The 18213-nt window shown below is 58.7% G+C and carries 18 protein-coding genes, 1 tRNA gene, 2 rRNA genes and 2 pseudogenes (1 of these 23 only partly in view); 16 read left to right on the top strand and 7 right to left on the bottom strand.

Annotation, left to right across the window (positions count from 1 at the left end):
* The 3 genes from ACV4UZ_RS04315 to ACV4UZ_RS04325 form a co-directional block, all read left to right on the top strand.
* Window positions 1–2165: ribosomal RNA gene (locus tag ACV4UZ_RS04315) — 23S ribosomal RNA — on the top strand (it extends 577 nt beyond the left edge of the window).
* Between the two features lie 87 nt (window positions 2166–2252).
* Window positions 2253–2367, top strand: a 5S ribosomal RNA gene (gene rrf, locus ACV4UZ_RS04320).
* Between the two features lie 100 nt (window positions 2368–2467).
* Window positions 2468–2544: transfer RNA gene (locus ACV4UZ_RS04325), tRNA-Met, on the top strand.
* On the opposite strand, the gene ACV4UZ_RS04330 is transcribed toward ACV4UZ_RS04325, so the two are convergent.
* The 4 genes from ACV4UZ_RS04330 to ACV4UZ_RS04345 all read right to left on the bottom strand — a co-directional run bounded on the left by ACV4UZ_RS04330 (window position 2501) and on the right by ACV4UZ_RS04345 (window position 6396).
* Window positions 2501–4216 carry a recombinase family protein gene (locus tag ACV4UZ_RS04330; protein ID WP_491599789.1) on the bottom strand — a complete coding sequence of 572 codons (1716 nt, stop codon included), beginning with the start codon at window positions 4214–4216 and terminating at the stop codon, window positions 2501–2503. The two genes, ACV4UZ_RS04325 and ACV4UZ_RS04330, sit on opposite strands and share 44 nt — an antisense overlap.
* A gap of 211 nt (window positions 4217–4427) precedes the next feature.
* Entirely contained in the window at window positions 4428–4730 is a 303-nt protein-coding gene (locus ACV4UZ_RS04335) for a hypothetical protein (RefSeq protein WP_491599697.1), read from the bottom strand.
* A gap of 5 nt (window positions 4731–4735) precedes the next feature.
* A complete protein-coding gene (locus ACV4UZ_RS04340) occupies window positions 4736–5140 on the bottom strand; it encodes a DUF488 domain-containing protein (protein ID WP_145980806.1) in 405 nt (134 codons plus the stop codon).
* Complete coding sequence (locus tag ACV4UZ_RS04345; RefSeq protein ID WP_491599698.1) at window positions 5137–6396, bottom strand: site-specific integrase; 1260 nt, start codon at window positions 6394–6396, stop codon at window positions 5137–5139. The genes ACV4UZ_RS04340 and ACV4UZ_RS04345 overlap by 4 nt, the downstream gene beginning before the upstream one ends.
* On the opposite strand from ACV4UZ_RS04345, the gene ACV4UZ_RS04350 reads away from it, so the two are divergent.
* The 8 genes from ACV4UZ_RS04350 to ACV4UZ_RS04385 all read left to right on the top strand — a co-directional run bounded on the left by ACV4UZ_RS04350 (window position 6368) and on the right by ACV4UZ_RS04385 (window position 12034).
* Window positions 6368–6973, top strand: a complete 606-nt coding sequence (locus ACV4UZ_RS04350; RefSeq protein ID WP_491599699.1) for an RNA-dependent RNA polymerase family protein — start codon at window positions 6368–6370, stop codon at window positions 6971–6973. The genes ACV4UZ_RS04345 and ACV4UZ_RS04350 overlap by 29 nt on opposite strands.
* A gap of 291 nt (window positions 6974–7264) precedes the next feature.
* Window positions 7265–8020, top strand: a complete 756-nt coding sequence (locus ACV4UZ_RS04355) for a hypothetical protein (RefSeq protein ID WP_491599700.1) — start codon at window positions 7265–7267, stop codon at window positions 8018–8020.
* A 259-nt stretch (window positions 8021–8279) separates the two neighbouring features.
* Window positions 8280–9296: a magnetosome protein MamD gene (mamD, locus tag ACV4UZ_RS04360; RefSeq protein WP_491599701.1), complete on the top strand. Its 1017-nt coding sequence runs from the start codon at window positions 8280–8282 to the stop codon at window positions 9294–9296.
* 252 nt (window positions 9297–9548) lie between these two features.
* Window positions 9549–9821, top strand: a complete 273-nt coding sequence (locus ACV4UZ_RS04365) for a hypothetical protein (RefSeq protein ID WP_491599702.1) — start codon at window positions 9549–9551, stop codon at window positions 9819–9821.
* Between the two features lie 44 nt (window positions 9822–9865).
* Complete coding sequence (locus ACV4UZ_RS04370) at window positions 9866–10942, top strand: IS5 family transposase (protein WP_491598929.1); 1077 nt, start codon at window positions 9866–9868, stop codon at window positions 10940–10942.
* A 137-nt stretch (window positions 10943–11079) separates the two neighbouring features.
* Entirely contained in the window at window positions 11080–11463 is a 384-nt protein-coding gene (locus ACV4UZ_RS04375; protein ID WP_491599703.1) for a hypothetical protein, read from the top strand.
* Between the two features lie 22 nt (window positions 11464–11485).
* Window positions 11486–11674, top strand: coding sequence for a hypothetical protein (locus ACV4UZ_RS04380; protein ID WP_491599704.1), 189 nt, complete (start codon window positions 11486–11488; stop codon window positions 11672–11674).
* A 36-nt stretch (window positions 11675–11710) separates the two neighbouring features.
* Entirely contained in the window at window positions 11711–12034 is a 324-nt protein-coding gene (locus ACV4UZ_RS04385; protein ID WP_491599705.1) for a hypothetical protein, read from the top strand.
* Here the strand turns inward: ACV4UZ_RS04385 and ACV4UZ_RS04390 are convergent.
* From ACV4UZ_RS04390 to ACV4UZ_RS04400, 3 genes are read right to left on the bottom strand one after another with little or no spacing between them, the layout of a single operon-like run.
* Complete coding sequence (locus ACV4UZ_RS04390) at window positions 12026–12475, bottom strand: hypothetical protein (RefSeq protein WP_491599706.1); 450 nt, start codon at window positions 12473–12475, stop codon at window positions 12026–12028. The genes ACV4UZ_RS04385 and ACV4UZ_RS04390 overlap by 9 nt on opposite strands.
* A gap of 20 nt (window positions 12476–12495) precedes the next feature.
* On the bottom strand, window positions 12496–14013 hold the full coding sequence (locus ACV4UZ_RS04395; protein WP_491599707.1) for a vWA domain-containing protein: 1518 nt from the start codon (window positions 14011–14013) through the stop codon (window positions 12496–12498).
* A gap of 14 nt (window positions 14014–14027) precedes the next feature.
* On the bottom strand, window positions 14028–14831 hold the full coding sequence (locus tag ACV4UZ_RS04400; RefSeq protein WP_491599708.1) for a hypothetical protein: 804 nt from the start codon (window positions 14829–14831) through the stop codon (window positions 14028–14030).
* Between the two features lie 540 nt (window positions 14832–15371).
* On the opposite strand from ACV4UZ_RS04400, the gene ACV4UZ_RS04405 reads away from it, so the two are divergent.
* From ACV4UZ_RS04405 to ACV4UZ_RS04425, 5 genes and pseudogenes are all read left to right on the top strand, one after another.
* Window positions 15372–15590 (top strand): hypothetical protein, encoded by a 219-nt coding sequence (locus ACV4UZ_RS04405; protein WP_491599709.1) that lies wholly within the window; start codon window positions 15372–15374, stop codon window positions 15588–15590.
* Window positions 15591–15625: 35 nt separating this feature from the next.
* A protein-coding gene (locus ACV4UZ_RS04410; protein ID WP_491599710.1) for an IS630 family transposase occupies window positions 15626–16583 on the top strand; the annotation gives its coding sequence in 2 pieces (ribosomal slippage) (window positions 15626–15957 and window positions 15956–16583; 960 coding nt in all).
* A pseudogene (locus tag ACV4UZ_RS04415) lies at window positions 16541–17509 on the top strand (DUF5906 domain-containing protein); the annotation flags it as partial. The gene ACV4UZ_RS04410 and the pseudogene ACV4UZ_RS04415, both read left to right, overlap by 43 nt.
* Before the next feature lie 43 nt (window positions 17510–17552).
* Window positions 17553–17813, top strand: a pseudogene (locus ACV4UZ_RS04420) (integrase core domain-containing protein); the annotation flags it as partial.
* Entirely contained in the window at window positions 17810–18043 is a 234-nt protein-coding gene (locus ACV4UZ_RS04425) for a helix-turn-helix domain-containing protein (RefSeq protein ID WP_491599790.1), read from the top strand. The pseudogene ACV4UZ_RS04420 and the gene ACV4UZ_RS04425, both read left to right, overlap by 4 nt.
* Window positions 18044–18213 lie beyond the last annotated feature (170 nt).

Here is an 18213-nt window from a genome sequence, read left to right on the forward strand (position 1 = left end):
GCAGCAAGCTTAAGCCGGTAGGCGTAGGCGCAGCGAAAGCGAGTCTGAATAGGGCGACGAGTTGCATGCATTAGACCCGAAACCGGGTGATCTAGCCATGGGCAGGTTGAAGGTGGGGTAACACCCACTGGAGGACCGAACTCACGTCTGTTGAAAAAGACGGAGATGACCTGTGGTTAGGGGTGAAAGGCCAATCAAACTCGGAAATAGCTGGTTCTCCGCGAAAGCTATTTAGGTAGCGCCTCGGACGAATACCTACGGGGGTAGAGCACTGGATGGGCTAGGGGGTCCCAAAGACCTACCAAACCTAACCAAACTCCGAATACCGTAGAGTACTATCCGGGAGACAGACGGTGGGTGCTAAGGTCCATCGTCAAAAGGGAAACAGCCCAGACCGCCAGCTAAGGTCCCCAAGTCATGGCTAAGTGGGAAAGGATGTAAGACGGCCAAAACAACCAGGAGGTTGGCTTAGAAGCAGCCATCCTTTAAAGAAAGCGTAATAGCTCACTGGTCTAATAGCTGTCTCGCGCCGAAAATGTACCGGGGCTCAAGCCATGCACCGAAGCTGCGGGTGTGCAGCAATGCACGCGGTAGCGGAGCGTTCCGTAAGCCTGCGAAGGCGTCATCGTGAGAGGCGCTGGAGGTATCGGAAGTGAGAATGCTGACATGAGTAGCGACAAACAGTGTGAGAAACACTGTCGCCGAAAGTCCAAGGGTTCCTGCGCAAGGCTAATCCGCGCAGGGTAAGCCGGCCCCTAAGGCGAGGGCGAAAGCCGTAGTCGATGGGAACCACGTTAATATTCGTGGGCCTGCTGGAAGTGACGGCCTCCGTGTATTGTATCCTCTTATCGGATTGAGGGTGCAGTGAAGGAGGTCCAGGAAATAACTCCAGCGTACAGACCGTACCCTAAACCGACACAGGTGGACTGGTAGAGTATACCAAGGCGCTTGAGAGAACGATGTTGAAGGAACTAGGCAAATTGACCCCGTAACTTCGGGATAAGGGGTACCTCTCCTTGCGCAAGCAGGGGGGGGTGGCACAGACCAGGGGGTGGCGACTGTTTACTAAAAACACAGGGCTCTGCGAAGTCGAAAGACGACGTATAGGGTCTGACGCCTGCCCGGTGCCGGAAGGTTAAAAGGAGGGGTGCAAGCTCTGAATTGAAGCCCCGGTAAACGGCGGCCGTAACTATAACGGTCCTAAGGTAGCGAAATTCCTTGTCGGGTAAGTTCCGACCTGCACGAATGGCGTAACGACTTCCCCGCTGTCTCCAACATCGACTCAGCGAAATTGAATTCTCCGTGAAGATGCGGAGTACCCGTGGCTAGACGGAAAGACCCCGTGCACCTTTACTACAGCTTTGCAGTGGTACTAGGATGTGGATGTGTAGGATAGGTGGGAGCCTATGAAGCATTGGCGCCAGCCGGTGTGGAGGCAACCTTGAAATACCACCCTTCTGCTTCCTGGTATCTAACCGCGCCCCGTGAACCCGGGGCCGGGACCCTGCATGGCGGGTAGTTTGACTGGGGCGGTCGCCTCCCAAAGAGTAACGGAGGCGCGCGATGGTGGGCTCAGGCTGGTCGGAAATCAGCTGTCGAGTGCAATGGCATAAGCCCGCCTGACTGCGAGACAAACAAGTCGAGCAGAGACGAAAGTCGGTCATAGTGATCCGGTGGTCCCGCGTGGAAGGGCCATCGCTCAACGGATAAAAGGTACGCCGGGGATAACAGGCTGATCTCCCCCAAGAGTCCACATCGACGGGGAGGTTTGGCACCTCGATGTCGGCTCATCACATCCTGGGGCTGGAGCAGGTCCCAAGGGTTCGGCTGTTCGCCGATTAAAGTGGTACGTGAGCTGGGTTTAGAACGTCGTGAGACAGTTCGGTCCCTATCTACCATGGGTGTTGGAAACTTGAGAGGACCTGTCCCTAGTACGAGAGGACCGGGATGGACGCACCTCTAGTGTACCGGTTGTCGCGCCAGCGGCATCGCCGGGTAGCCATGTGCGGACGAGATAACCGCTGAATGCATCTAAGCGGGAAGCTCCCCTCAAAACCAGGTTTCCCTATCAGAGCCGTGGAAGACCACCACGTTGATAGGCAGCATGTGGAAGCGTGGCAACACGTGAAGCTAAGCTGTACTAATCGCTCGATCGGCTTGATCGCCCATGCGTAGCGGCAAGCCCGACACTGAAATACTTGATACGTGCACAGGTACTAATCCAGATCAGAATACTTCGTTTCCTTCGACGACCAGGTGGTCATAGCGAGGGCCCCCCACCCGATCCCATCCCGAACTCGGACGTGAAACCCCTCTGCGCCGATGGTACTGTGTCTTAAGGCACGGGAGAGTAGGACGCTGCCTGGTCTTCAAAGGAAACGAATAACCTAACACGATGACAAAACACCGGCCCCAAAAAGGCCGGTGTACGCTTTTCTGTATGGCCGGTTCACGGCCTAAACTTTCCCGCGGGGTGGAGCAGCCCGGTAGCTCGTCAGGCTCATAACCTGAAGGTCGCAGGTTCAAATCCTGCCCCCGCAACCACAGACAGTTGACTCCCCGGCCCACAAAGGTCGGGGAGTTTGCTTTTCAGCTCCTGGCCCGCCGCCAGGGCCACGATCTCCCCCAATATGCCGTGTACTTCCATGCGCATGCCGTCGGGGGCATCGGGGTCAGGAGACATCACGACCCGACCGATCAGCTGACGGATCAGCTCCGTCGCCTCGGTCTTGATCTCGGGGTCGTTGAGGGAGTCCGCCAGCGCCGCCACCTTGGTGGCATACACCTCGGCCAAGTTGGGCATTAGGGCGATCACACTGTCGTCGTGCTGCTGTGCCAGTTCGGCTTCGATCTGTGCCTTCTCCGCCTCGCGCTCGCGCAGACGCTCCAGGATCGACTTCGGAGCGGTGCCAGCCTCCACCATGTCCAGCATATGGTCGATGGCCTTGGTGGTCTCTCCCAGGCGCTTCTTGAGGGTGCTCTGCTTGGCGGAGGCATCCCGGCGGGCGGTCTTGATCTGCTGCTGCATCTCCGCCATGAAGGCCTGCACCCGCTCGGGGGCCATCAGGGAGTGCCGCAGGCAGGCCAGGATGCGCTCCTCGATCTTCTGGCGGGTGATGGTGATGCTGTTGGTGCACATGCCGGTGCCCCGCTTGCGGTTGTTACAGCCGTAGCGGTCCTTGCCGATGATGATGTAGCTGCCGCCGCAACACGAGCAGCGCAGCAGCCCGGTCAGCAGGTACTTGGGGCGGTGGTTGGCATTGAGATCAACGCCGTGATCATCGTTACTGGAGCGGCCTGCGGTCGCCCTGCGGCCAACCTCTGCCAACCGGCTTTGGACGGCATTCCACAGATCATCGGACACGATGCGGAGATGAGGCACCTCGGTCACTTGGACACGGGATTGGTCATTGATGCGGGCAACCCGCTTGCCGGTCTTGGGGAGGCGGATGAAGCTGGTCCGGCCCCACACGAGCCGACCGACATATAGCTCGTTGCGAAGAATGCCGGTGCCGCGTTTGCCTTGCCCCCGCAGGGTGGTGTTGCGCCAGGGGCGTCCCCGGAATCCCGGAACACCCTCGCGATTGAGCCTTGCTGCAATTTCCTCGGGGGTGATTCCACTGGCGTACATGGTGAAGATTCGCCGCACCACCTCGGCCTCTTCTTCAACGATCTCGCGTTCTCCGGCTTCGGTTGTCTTGCCGTTCTTGGTCGGGGGCAGGGCGCGGTAACCAAAGGCCAAACCACCGGCCATCTTGCCCTTGGCGATACGGCCCGCCTGCCCACGGCGGGTTTTCTGACCGAGGTCCTTGGAGAACTGCTGAGCGACCAGTCCCAGCATGGAGACGTGCATGTCGGTGATCTCACCCGAGTGCAGGGCGTGTATCCGAATCCCCTCGGCGGCGAGGATGTCGTACATGCCAGCCAGATCGGCGAGACGACGGCTCAGCCGATCAACGCCTTCGCAAATGACAACATCGAACCGATGGCGCTCGGCGTCGGCCAGCATGCGCTGATACTCGGGGCGGAAGGCCGAGCGACCGCTGATTTCCGGGTCGGCATAGACCTGAACCACTGACCAGCCCAAACGCTCAGCGTAGGCACGGCACTCCCTCACCTGGTCGTCGATGCTGGACTCGCTCTGATTGTCGCTGGAGTACCGCGCATAAATCACGGCACGAAGGGGGCGGGTGGGGGCACCATTAGCAAAGGACATCGCGACCTCATGTTTGGCCAGAGGTTTTGCTCTGGCTGTTACAATGAGGCCCCTTTCCGTCCTTGGAACTTGGGGCCAGTTATGAATCCAATACTGCGATTTCAGGCGGCTTTGGTCAAGGCCAACAGCAGCTCAGCAAGAAGTTCCGGTGGCCCTCCTTGGCCGTTGGAACCTTAACCTTTAGGGGCTCTCTACCAGGCGGGAACCGTGATCAAGAGGCGGATTTAAGCACGGCCTCATTCACCCGTTTGAACCCCTGGGAGATGCCCAGGTTGTGGAGAGGCAGGGTAATCTTGGCAATGCCGTCCACCATGGACAGTCGCACCATGGTGCCGGACTTGGGGACGTTGATGATGGAATCCACCACCCAGACATCCCGGTTGCGACCGTCGCTCTCATACAAGTCGCCGATGGCGACATTCACCACACCCGCGTTCAATTCCTTGCCCTCCCACCCGAAGGGCGTGGTCATCGCATAACCTGGAGTTTCGATGCAAGACTCGAACGGTGACATTATTATTACCCTCTGAGCAGTGGGGGCAGCATGACATGCCCCAGGCCGAAGCCATCATGGCCATATTCGGGCACCTCGATTCCCAGATGCTGTTGCAGCCACAGGGATACCATGGCGCGGTGGCACCAGTCGGCCCCGCCGGGCCTCTCATAACAGACCAGGGTGGGTGTCTTTCCCCCCGCCATGGACATGAGATCGGCCACCACCTGCACAGGGTCGAGACGGCCCAGGATTTCGCCGAAATACCGCTCGATGTACTCCTCTTCATTGGCGGTCCTGAACCAGGGGCCGGGGGCCAAGGCCTTGTACTGCCGGTACCCTTTGGCCATGCCGCGAGGGGTTCCCCGACTGATGCCGATCACCTGGCAGGTGTCGGGAAGCTTGGTGTACCAGGAAGCGGTCAGCATCATTCCTCCTCCTCGTCGTTGATGGCCTTGCGAAGGTTCAGGACGGTCTCCTGGTAGCGCCGCCCTGACTGGAGCATCTGGGCCAGAACGTAGTACCGCTCCGTGGTGGCGAAGGTATTGTGCCCCAGCAGGCCCGCAGCAAGGCGGACATTCTCGGGATCATCCACCGCCATGGAGGTGGCCGCGCAGTCTCGGAACAAATGGGGCCACACGGCATGGCCGAAGGCATCCTTGGTGCGCTTCTTGATCTGGTCCCTGATGGCATGTTGGATCATGGCGGTGCCCCAGCGCGACACCCACAGGGACATGGTCATAGGCGTGCCCTTCTTACGCCTGGCCAACAGGACGGGGCGGTGCTTGATCAGGTAGTGCTCGAGCCGTCCGATCAAGGTATCGGGGATCGGCACGTCGATCTCGATCCCGGTCTTGGTCTCCTCTGGTGTGAACCTCAGCCAGCAGCCGGTGCCGTCGCTGACCAGATTGACGCCCAACACAATGCTGGAGATGTTGCGCATGACGCCCTTGAGGAAGACCGGAGCGTCACCGTCCAGAGGATCGCCCCCTCCCGCCAGGATTTCGAGATAGGCCAGGATAGCGGCCCGCAGTGACGGGTGCAGATCATCCAAGGACACCATGTATGAGGTGCGCTTGCGAATGATCTCCACCACCGTGCCGGGCCAGCCGGGGACCGTCTCGACCAGCTTGTTCCAGGTCTTGCATGTCCGGGTGTAGGCTTCCCATTCCTGACCGTTGATGGCGTGGTGGGCGAGCATGTCGAGATAGCGCCGCATATGTTCGGAGGTGATGTCCTCGGGCCGCCAGCCCTGCTGTGCCGCCCAGTGAGCGAAACGACGGAGACGGCGGCGATCCCAGGCGTCCAGGATCATGGCCAGCAGCCTCTCCCAAACCTCCGGCAACGGTCCCTGATTCTTGCCCGGCTGCACCAGCAGACCGGCGATCTTGCAGACAGCGCGGAAGCGGCACTTCATGTTGGCAAAGGTCTGCTTCTCCAAATTGGCCATGGCCGGGGTGAAGCCCTTGAGCTTGGCGTTGATGGCCTCGAAATCGACCATCCCGTCCAGACCGACGGGTGAGACCAAAGCGGCGATGCCGTTAACACCCCAGGTCAGGTCGGTCTTCTGCTTAGCGGTCAGGTTGGTCTTGAGTGCAATTGATTGCACTAAATCTCGGTAGGTGGGGACCCCCGGCATGGAGGCGTCGCCCCCTGTCGTGATCCGCTTGAAGTCGTCGTTATCCATAGATCTCCTCCTGTATGCGAAGAAGAAGGCCCGGCAGGGCATTCCGCAAGGTTCGCTGGTCTCCCCGTTTGTTGCACGCACGCTTCTGGACCCGACGCTGAGGGCTTCGGCCCTCGGCGGCGAGATGGTCGTCTTCGTAGACGACTTGCTCGCTCTGGCGGGCAGCTATGGGGAGGCTTCAGCGATCAAGAACACCTTGCAATGTGAAATGGCAAACCACCCTGCCGGCCCCTTCGCGCTGAAACATGTTTGCATCACGCCGATCACCGAGTGGTCCGGCTTTTTGGGCTATCGTATCGGAGCTGTCGTCACCAACGATCAGGTATTGGTCGTCGCCGCTCCGTCAAATAAGTCGCTGGCCAAGTTCGCAAGCAAGTTGGAACACATGGCACTCGCGGGTGCGACCGATGAACAGATATACCGCGCCATAGTTGATTGGGGTCGAAGCTGGGACTGGACCATGGCGAACGAACACGCTCGGTCAGATTTCGAAAATGCCGTGATCGGAACCATCATCAACAGCGCGTCAGATCGGCTCGAAGCTGCGCAGCTGGCACTGGCCCATGTGTTGAAATAGCGGTGCTATGCCAATAGGGGCCTGTCGAGGTGACCGCCAGCACGGAGCAACCGCCTCCTCGCGGCTCACCGCAATGACCGCATTTATTATATATTGCGGTCGTCCAACGAGGTCCCGTCTACCGGCTCTACCTGACCCATATTTGCCATTCTAATCGGATTCCAACGGAGGCGTCTTGTTGACGGCGTCGCGATAAGATAACCTTTAAATTATTAGTACTTTTTGCGCGAACAGCACCGTCGTTATAGCCTTCCGAAGCATTGGGGATTCGGCATGAGTTCACCTGACGCCATGGGCAAGATCGGCCATCTCAGCGGGGGCGGCGCTGGTGCATCGAAAGTCAAATCTGCAGGCACTGCCGCTGTAAAGCTGGCCACCCCGACTTCCAAACTTTCCGGGATGAGTTCGGGGGCTGCCAAGGCTTCCTCCACCAGCATCGCTCTCGGCAAGATCAGCATCCCCTACACCCACATTACTGGAGTCGGCTCCGGAACTATCAACGTGACCTCAGCCGGGATCGCGAACGGGACCAAGCTGGTTTCATCCATATTTTCCGGAAAAGGGCTGAGCCTCGGCATCGGCTTGGGTCTCGGCGCTTGGGGGCCTGCATTGCTTGCGGGAACCGTATGCGTTGCTGGGTATGGGGCCTATCGGATGTATGCTGCCAACCCAAAGGGCAATCCCCGCTCTCGGACCAAGAGTGGTCAAGAGACCGCCACACTAGTCTCCCAGGTCGCGTCAATGGCTGATGCTGTTTTCGCCGCAGGATACGGAGCATTTAGAAAGCTGGTATCCTCACCTGATGACGAAGCGGCACTGGCTGCGGAGCTTGCCGCCGAAATTGCAGCCGCCGAGAAGCTAATCGCCGAGGCCAACGAAGCTGAGAAGCGTGCATTAGCAGCTGGTGCCAATGCCAAGCAGGCCATCAAGTTAGCAGCCGCCGCCAAGCGGAGGGCAAAAGCTGCTTTGGACCTTCAGCATTCAACAGAATCCAAGCTGGCGGCTACTCGGGCGCGAAAGCGGAAGGAAGCTGCCGCCAACGTGTAGCCTTTTTCATGAAGCATTATTTTCAGAAATACGAAAACTCACAGCCAGATCGCCCTCGCACATAGTTGCGAGCGCCTCTTACTATTAGAGCAAATCAGTATCCACAATAAATTTCTCTGGACAGATTTCGCCTCAGCTTGCGAGAATGGGGGCGTGTAATGATATATGCACATACCAGCCTATATCTCTCCGAAGGGGCTCGGGGTATCTTCAGCAGAACGGTTTGTCGCTCTGCGTCATTGTTTAGGGAGCTGTCAGTATGCTTGACCAAATGATCATGGCGAAGGTCGAGGGAACTACCCAGGCAGCTCTCCTGTCGTCGATGACCGGAAATTCCTACACGGTCGGTCAAGTTACTGCGGCTGGAAATGGGATGGGACACTGGTTGTTCCTGAACCCCGCCGGCGCTACCGCTGGAAAGGGGGCCGTCGCCCTCAAGCTGGAAGGCGCCCGTCAGGTCGCGCAGTTGTCGGGGATGGTGGGCAAGACCGTCACCGTCGGCAAAGCCCCCCTCGTTGCAGACGGCGTGAGTAAATGGCTTGTGCTGTTCCCCAAGGCCGGCGTCGCGGCAAAAGGCGCTGCCGTTGCTGCGGGCGCTGCCGGTGCTGGTGGTCTGACTGCTGCCGCCACCCAGGGCGGCGGGAACGGCATGATCATGATGAAGCTCGAAGGCGCAAGACAGGCCGGGCAGGTCCAGATGATGACCGGCAAGACTTTCATGGTGGCTAAGACCACTGCCGCCGGGAATGGAGCCGCCAATTGGCTCTTCCTTCAGCCCGTTGGTGAAACCGCCGCCACCATGAAGGATTTGGTGGTCCTCAAGGTTCAACATGGTGCTGGGCAGATGCCGTGGCTGGTCGGCAAGACCTTCGCTATTGGCGAATCTCCGATGATGGCTGGTACGACGAGCAAGTTCCTGGTTCTCAATCCTGTGACTGGTGTCGCCGCCAAGGGCGCAGCCGGAACCGCAATCGCCGCCAAGGGTGCCATGCAGACTGTGGCATTGCAGACCGCCGGTAAAACTGCTGTGGCGGGTTCGGTTGCCAAGGGTGCCGCTGCGGGCGCTGCCACCAAGGGTGCCGCTGCTGTCGGCACTCTATGGACTGGTACCGGCATGAGCTTGGGCCTTGGCTTGGGACTCGGCGCTGCTGGTCCTGTCATCCTGGGCGGGGTCATCGCCGCAGCCGGTTACGGTATTTACCGCTACCGCAAGGCCCGGACCACCTCGGCAGCATCCGAGGTTGATGATGCGATCTCGGACGCAGTGACGGCTTAGGCAAGACGATATGCTTGCCCTTTACGTGTTCACACTTCGTGCGGTGTAAGCTCAGTATGAACAGGAGGACGTTGGTCTGTGACTAATGTCCCTAAAAAAAGCCGAAAGCGGGCAAGCTCCTGTTCCAATGCATCAGGTGAAATACCCTGCGCCGCAGCGTGTTCAAGCATTGTCACGCCCCCATCGGAGCGCAAAGACAACCACGTAGAGCGTGGGGAACGAGGCACATTCATTGAAGAATGCCTCGCCCTCATGCCCAAGGTTGAAGCTGGCCTGAGTGCATACCGTTCATCAACAATTGCCCATCTCGAAAGCGTCCCAAGTAGCATCATTCGTTTCATGGCCAATGGTGCAACTGCCCATACCCTGACGGATTTGGCATGCTTTGCGACGGCTTTTGAAGCAGCCCTACTATATGGGGAAACGGAGGGATGGACGGACAGTCTAACCGAGGTTTCCGAGAAGAGCTTCGCCATGCTGTCACTTCATCTGGAGGTGGACGCCTCCGGAAACTGGCGGTTCTGACGGTTTTGTGATTCGATTCTCCCTGGGATCACCGGGAGGTCGAGATGAAGGGGCAAGCCGGTTTCTGGGATTTCGAGCACAGCCTTGAGGCTCTGTCGGCGGAAGGCGATCCGCTGGAGCAACTGGAGCGGACGGTTCGCTTCGAGCAATTTCGCCCGGCGCTGACCAAGGCGGTTCGGCGCTCCGATCCGTCGAAGGGCGGCCGGCCCGGGTTCGACGTGGTGCTAAAATTCAAGATGCTGGTCCTGCAAGGGCTGTATGGCCTGTCGTTGCAGCAGACGGCGTTTCAGGTGCGGGATCGCCTGACCTGGCTGCGGTTCTGCGGCCTGCGCCCCGGAGACGCGGTGCCCGACGCCAACACGCTGTGGGATTTCCGCGAGGCGCTGATCAAGACCAAGGCGCTGGACCGGCTGTTCAACACGCTCGACCAGGCGATTTCCGCTGCCGGCTATTTGGCCATGGGCGGCCAGATCATCGACGCCACCCTGGTAGCGGCGCCCAAGCAGCGCAACAGCGATGGCGAGAAGGAGGCGATCAAGGCCGGTCAGATCCCCGAGGCGTGGACGGACAAGCCGGCCAAGCTGCGGCAAAAGGATCGAGATGCCCGCTGGACGGTGAAATTCGCCAAGGCTAAGCCGACGGCGGATGGCAAGCCGCAGATCGACATCGCCATTCCGGTCTTCGGCTACAAGAGCCATATCTCCATCGACCGCCTGCACGGCATCATCCGCCGCTGCATTGTGACCGACGCGGCGGCGGCGGACGGTGCCCGACTGCGGGAGGGGCTGATCGATCCGAACAATACCGCCTCACCGGTGTGGGCCGATACCGCCTACCGCTCCCAGGCCAACGACGATTTCCTGGCCGACCATGGCCGCGTCAGCCACATCCACCGCAAGAAGCCGAGAGGCAAACCAATGGCCAAGGCCACGGCGAGAGCCAATGCGGTCAAATCCAAAATCCGCGCCCGCGTCGAGCACGTCTTTGCCGAGCAGAAGGACCGCATGGGGCTTTTCATCCGAACCATCGGCAAGGCCAGGGCCGAGGCGACGATCACCCTGGTCAATATTGCCTACAATATGAAACGGTGGTGCTGGCTGGAGAAAACGGCCGCCGCATGACCCCAAGGAAGGGGAATGCCGAGGCAATTCAACCTCAGAATTGGACCAAAAGTTCCTCTTCAGATCACGGCCAGGCCGGAACGCGCCCACGCCGACCGTCTCTGAACGTCAGAAATCGAGTTTCCGGAGGCGTCCAGGTGGCTAAAGCCGGGGCGGCCTGGAACTCCGATTGGGACATTGATTTAGTCGCGGACCTAATGATCGCCGCCAGCCCGCTGGACCAAACTGTGGTTAAGGTGGCGGATAACTCACCACACCAATCGGACATGAGCGTTGGCGCAGAAAGCTCTTCGGCCCATCTGCCCCCCAGCCCACAGATGTCCCAGGTTCACTATCACAAGCAAGCCACCACCCTTTGGGATGGTCGGGAAAGTCTATTTCTCAAGCTTTGGAGTGTTTTGTCACGAACAACGGCGACATGGTCGAGTGTGAAATCGAGTAAGCCCACCATGGTCAAACGCCCTAAAAAAGCTAGGCGCTCGCGTGGCGAAGACGATCCGATCCTGGAAGCTCTTCGCTAAATCAGAGGGTTGGGAGGGTATCATGATCACAAGCACCGTGACTGGATCGAAAATCGCTGCCGCAAGTGGTCCTGGCTTGGGTAAAGCCGCAGTCCTGATCTTGAGCGCCAGCATGGGTGTTGGGGTCTTGATCGGCTTGTCACTGGCAACCGCTGCGGGCGGTTTCTATGTCTGCCGCAAGTTGTCCGGTGCGGCTGAACCCATCACATAATGTCGCACACATTCCACATCTAGGATGCAATGTCCCATGGATGAGGACGAATTGGCGTGGCTTGCATCAAAAATAGTGATTGCATGGTCTCGCCGGAATGGGATTTCCGGCGATAATCTCTTCGATTTGAATGAGGTCATCACGCAGTCGATGCGTAACATTCTCGATCCAAATCCCAAGAAACTCGCTGCGGCTCGTGGCAGCACACCCAGTGAAATCAGATGCCGGGAGTCACTACCCTCCCTCGTCCATCTGTTCTTTTGCGATTCCTGCGGAAAGATTTTCCGCAACATGGCATCAGAACTTCACCACAAGCGGTTTTGTTCCTCTAGAGATGAGCAGCACCGTCAATTAGGATAGGCGGATTTTCATCGGGTCAGCAGCGCCAAGGCGTTTGGCCTCTACGTCAAAGGCTTGTTCCCAGACAACACGAAGTCGGGACTTTTGCTTCCCAGCCATCGGCCCACTGTTCCAAACCTTGCCACTTGGCCCCAACAATGGACACTTGGGGTATGCGGCTTTCAAGGCAGCCTTCAGAGTGTTTGCTTGGGCCATAAGCCCCTCGTTCGCAGCCTTCTTCAACCCCAACTCTCGCTGTGTGGCCTTAAGCTTCTCCTCAAGCTCATGGATGCGTTTTTCAAGCTGATGAACTTGCTTGACTGTCGGTGGCTTCTGCTTTGGTTCGGGGGCAGAGGGGAGGACGGAAGCACTGAGAGCATGTGCGAAGTCCTCAACCCTGTCTCGAGCAACCTGAAGTTCGTGTCCCACGAAGTCCAGGGTGTCATCAATCAGATTGCTCATGGAAACCTCCTGTCCTTCGCTCACTGCTTTGTGGCTGTCTGGTCGATCCGGCTTATGATTTCTACCCACCGCATCCAGTCATCGAGATTGTTTTCAAACTCGATCAAAAGAGCAACGGAGCGACTGCCATCACGACGGATTTCCTGAAATTTCTTCACCCCCAGAACCACATCCATATTCGGGCAGATAATCTTGGTAACGGCCTTGACCTCGGCCCCATGGGTCTCGAATTTGACGCCATGCATTGAGATGTCGATTGCGGAGGTTTCCCGCTTCTCGTCATCAGCACTGATCCATTGAATTTCCATGGCCCCGGCAGGCACAGCAACACGCAATGAGAATCGCCGCTCGACCTTGACAGCTCCGCTTTCCGCGATAAGAAGCTTTCTCCGCAGTTTCTCCGCATCATCGAGCGCGTTCTTGACCTTGGCGTCGATGTACTGAGATGCGAGGTCCAGGGGTATGGTGGGGACAGCCTTGACCGACGGCGCGACCGGCGCTCGCCGACGGAAGAAAGCGTAGGCCCCGGTGGCTCCTCCCAGCAGCACCAGCACGATCAACCAGAATGAGGGCTGGTTATCTGTTGAAGGTGAGGGAGCCACGGGTTTCTGCGGTTCAGGTTCAGGTGCTTTCGTTTCAACGAGTGGAGCTGGCGGCTTGGGGGCTGGCATCTCCTTGGGCTGAACCTTTGCCGCAATCTCAGGAATGGCGGTCAAGGCGACTGCAGCCCGGTGCTCATGGTCGTCAGGCAGCGCCTCCTTGACGATGGCACTGGAATGCTGCTGCAACGCCGTCATGGCCTTCTGCAACTGCTCGACCGGGTTTTCCTGAGCGGCAACCCGCATGGGCAGATACTGGGCTCCCGCCGCCTTTGCCCAGGTTTTGAGATAGTAGGAGGTTCCTGACAAATCCCAGATGATCAGTCTATCTCCGATCAACCTGGCGATACCCGGCATCTGGCCTTCGATCAGTTCGACATTGCGAGCGTGGTAAAGAGCTCCGAGTTTCTCAAACCGCTTCCGCTTCGATACCCCGGCATCCTTCATCTGCTGATACTGGCGGTTCAGGTCTTCATAGCGGGTGTCCGCTTGAACCTCCTTGCTGAGATAGCCCAGCTTGGCATCCCAAATTTCTGGCTCGCCATCGGATATGATGATCGCCAGTTTGGTGGAGGGCTTGGCAAAATTCAGAAGATACCGAAATGGCATCTCCAGGTCGGTCGCCTTGCCAACCGTTTCAATGCCGTCGATGGCCCGGTTCACGGCATTGATGTCGGTGGCGGTATCACGGTCGATGGCCAGGTGACGGTACAGGGCTTCGTCGAACCCAACGATTTCGATTTTATAGGGATTGTCGAACGTCTTCAGAAAAGTCAAAAGCCAAGCCTTTGAGGCAAGCTTTGGATCATGCTTTCCAACCGATCCCGATTGATCGAACAAGATGATAATGTCCGGCTGCTCTTGGGCTGAAACAGGGCGAACAGGGCCAAGAACAACACTGGCAATCAGGGCGGCAGCCAGAATGATGCGAGCAAGCATGTCCTGCCTCCCGTCTATTCTAGGTTGGACAGAATGGTCGAACGCTTCTCCGCAAGGAAGTCCTTGATCTCGGTCTCGGCCATGAGCTTCCGCTCCGAGGCGAAGGTCGAGAAATATTCATGGATGCTGTCGAATTCGGCTGTAACTTTCTCGATCAGCTGACGCCGCAAGTCAGTGACCTCGGTCTGATAGCTGCTCTCAAACCGTTCCTGAAGCCGCGATTTCTCGGACTCCGTCCACGCCATGATCTTGGACAGTGCCAGTTCCTTCTGTGCGGCGACGGCCTCTTCCATCTCGGCTACTTTTTCCCGGCGGCGCTCGTCAATATCCCGATCCAACTCGGCCATCTCAGCCTCAATCTCACGCTGCCGAGCCAAGAGAGTGGTGATGCTCTCGTCGAGAGCGTCCTTTGTTCGGGTGAGATCGGCAACGTCGGCGGATAGTTCAACCACATGCGTTCTCTTGCGGTCGGCCTCCTCCTGAAGGTCAGAGACTAGCTCTACCAACTTCTGCTCAACCTCGCGAAGCTCTCTAACGCGAGTTTCAGCCGCAGCCTTTGTCGTGATTGCGGCATTGATTTCTGCTTGCTCGGCAGCCAGCTTCTCGGCTTTACGGGCATCCACTCCCTGCTCAAATTCACGGATAGAGGCGAGAAGCGTATCTTCTCTTGCGGCAAGCGCATTCACCCGAAGCTGAAGCTCGGCCTTCTGCCGGGTCAGCTTCCCAGCGTCATCGATACCCTGAAAATTTATTGTGCGGCTATCTTTGGGGACTGGTTTTGTCTTGTTGCGATCAGCCAGTTTGGACACGCCAACCATGACGGCCAAAAATCCACATGCTGACAGAGCGATAAGAAGTATCGGCATAATCCCCCCCGAAATGGCTAGCGGCCATATCCGCTCAGTTTAGCACATCCGGTATTACCGCCCATGCCAAAAGCCGATAGCCCCCAACAGGGGTGGTAAATGACGACTTGTGGCACAACGGGGCCATAGCAGACGCTCTCCCTGAACGGCGGCTGTCGTTCGGATAAGCGGTCGTCCACCTGCGCCAAGTCGGCGCTAGCCGCGACGCTCCAGCACGATCCCGTCAGGGCCGATCACTCCACCAAGGTCGGCGGCATCTCGCCCAAACCGTTCGCTCGGTAGCAGCGCAAGATGAAGACGTTGCGCATCATCTCTACGGGCCTCCCCCGCTCCATTGTCAACAATTCGTGTTGCAATTCGTGGCTGCCTACGATATGTTGTGACAAGTCAAGGTCCAAGGAGGGGCAGGCGGCGTAGTGCTGGTCTGCCCTTTTGCTTTTGACCTCAGCGCCGTCTGCCTCCTGGTCCGCAACAGCGAAAGGAGTCGCGAAGATGGCACTCACAGTCAACTACAAGCCGAAGATGGCCCCGGCGAATGATGAGGTGGTGCCAACTGCCCCGCCCCAGGTATTGACTGTCAAGGATGCCTTGGCCAAGGCCATCGCATTCTCGGGACAGACCGGCACGGATCAGATCACGGCGTTTCTCATCGAGATCGTGGCCGCTAGAGCATCGGACCTGAAATCTGAATCGCAGGGGATTCCCTTGTAGGCGAAAAAGTGATTCAACCTCATTGGAGGTGGATCATGGGCAAATGGCTATCATCAGATCTTCGGGTCCGTGTTTACGGTAAGATCGAACACGGCGAATCGCGGCGAGCGGCGGCTCGGCATTTTGGAGTGAGCGCCGCGACCAGCGTCCGTCTTGCACAACGGATGGCGGCGACGGGTTCGTTGGAGCCCTTGCGGCAAGGCCGTCCGCCGGGCGGTGGTAAGCTGGCGGCCTTTGCCGCTCTTCTGACCGGCTGGGTGGAGGCGCAAGGCGACATCACGATGCCGGAACTGGCGGCCAAGCTGAAGGCCGAATGCGGCGTCACGGCCCACCCGGCGTCACTCTCGCGGTTTCTGATCGGGCAAGGCTTCAGCGTCAAAAAAAACGCTGCTGGCCACCGAAGCCGGTCGCGATGATGTGGTGGCGGAGCGCCGGACCTGGCTGAGCCACCGCCAGCCCCGGATGTGCCAGGAGCCTCACCGGCTGGCGTTCATCGACGAGACCGCCACCACCACCAAGATGACCCGGTTGCGGGGACGGGCACCGCGAGGGCAACGGTTCAAGGCCCGCGCGCCATTCGGCCACTGGGGAACCCAAACCTTCATCGCCGCCTTGCGCTGTGACGGTCTGACGGCACCCTGGATCATAAACGGCCCCATGAACCGACAAACCTTCGAGGTCTACGTCGAGACCCAACTGGCCCCGACGCTCCAGCCGGGCGACGTCGTCATCCTCGACAACCTCTCCAGCCATAAAAGCGAGAAGGCCAAGGCCATCCTCAAGGAGAGAGGCGCCTGGTTCCTGTTCCTACCCCCATACAGCCCAGACCTAAACCCAATCGAGATGGCCTTTGCCAAACTCAAGGCTCATCTCCGACGGATCGGCGCGCGCACCATCGACGACCTCTGGAAGGCCGTCGGCAATATCTGCGATCTCTACACCCCAGACGAATGCTGGAACTACCTCAGGGAAGCCGGGTATGTTTCAGATTAAACGCACGCCGCTCTAATTTCAATGAGATCGAGTTGGAGAAGGTGATCGGTGAGATCGCGAATGCCACAGGATTGGGAAAGAGGGCGCTTCGCAACGGGTTGAAGCAGTTGAAGCATCAGGTGCTCGGATCTAACCCTGATCCGGCACTCGTCCTGGCCAGGGTCGTCCTGGAAAAAGTTTACCACGGCGTAAACCTCCGCGTGAGTGATGACGGCACCTTTTTGCATTACACGGGCACCCATTGGGAGGAGACGTCTCCCCGGCTGGTCCGCCACCATCTGCTCACCGAACTGAGCGCCAACCCGATGCTGCAAGGTGAGCAGAGTGCCTCCTCGCTGGTGAATTCGGCATTGGCCTGCCTGAAAGACATCCTCGGTGCCGATGATGGTGTGATCGACTTGGCCGATATGCCTCAGCCGGTGGTGAACTGTCTGAACGGCGAACTGTGGATTAGCTCCACCGGCGAGGTGATTTTTCGCCCCCACCGAGCGGCCAGCAACCTCACCTCATGCTTGCCCATTGCCTACGACCCCGAGGCCAAGTGTCCCCGGTACGATCAGGCGTTGCTCGACATCTTCTCGAAGGCCGACCATCCCGAGGACATGGCTCGTCACTTCAACGAGTTCATCGGCTATGCGATCCAGCCTCACCGTCCGCACGCATGCTTTTTTCTGCTGATCGGGCACGGCGGCAACGGCAAGTCGATGTTGCTCAAGACCGTCCAACGCCTCATTGGCCCGGACGCTGTGCTCAACGACAGCATCGCCGGGTTCCAGCGGGATCGGTTCAAAGTGGCGGCCCTGCCGGGCAAGCTGCTGTTCGTCGATGACGACCTGTCGGAAAACATCGTGCTCGATGACGGGTTGTTGAAGAAGCTGTCCGAATCCAAGCCCATGTCGGCTCGACACGCCTACGGACGGCGCAACTTCAACTTCACCAGCAGCGTGCTGGTGGCAATGGCTGGTAACACATATCGAAAGCTTCAACGGCAAGCTGCGCGACGAATGCCTCAACGAGACGTTGTTCAGCTCATTGAGCCACGCCAGGGCGGTCCTGGCGGCCTGGAAGGAGGATTACAACCATGTGCGGCCCCACACCAGCCTCGGCGGCGCCACCCCCGCCGAGATGGCCGCTCGATCCCGAACGCAACCAGGGCCGGGGCATGCCCCGGCCCTGGTTGCCATCACCGCCCTTTTCGGGCATCAAAACCAGATGGGACTCTATTTCTGAGCGGTAACAAGTTCAGGAACAGGTCAGATGCAGCACGGCGAATCGGCTGGTTTTTGTGGAATCGCGTCAACCAGGACACCGGGACGTGCTGGCCCGGTTATGAATGCCTGGCCGAGGATTCCGGCCTCAGCCGCGCCACCGTCGCCAGGGCGATCAAGCTGCTGATCGAATGCAGCTACTTCGAGTATCGCAAGGGCGGCGGCCTGCAACAGGCCACCGCACCGATCTGACCGAGCGCGGCGACGTCATCCGCCGTCGCGGCCCGGGCCTCCTGTTCCCTCAGGATGCCGATGATCTGCTCTTGCGTGAACCTGCAGCGCTTCATATTGTCCGTCCTTGTCAGGGCCGGACTCCACGTCAAACTGGAGGAAATTTCCCATGGCAGGCCATATGGTGCATA

The sequence above is a fragment of the Paramagnetospirillum sp. genome, from assembly GCF_058402745.1.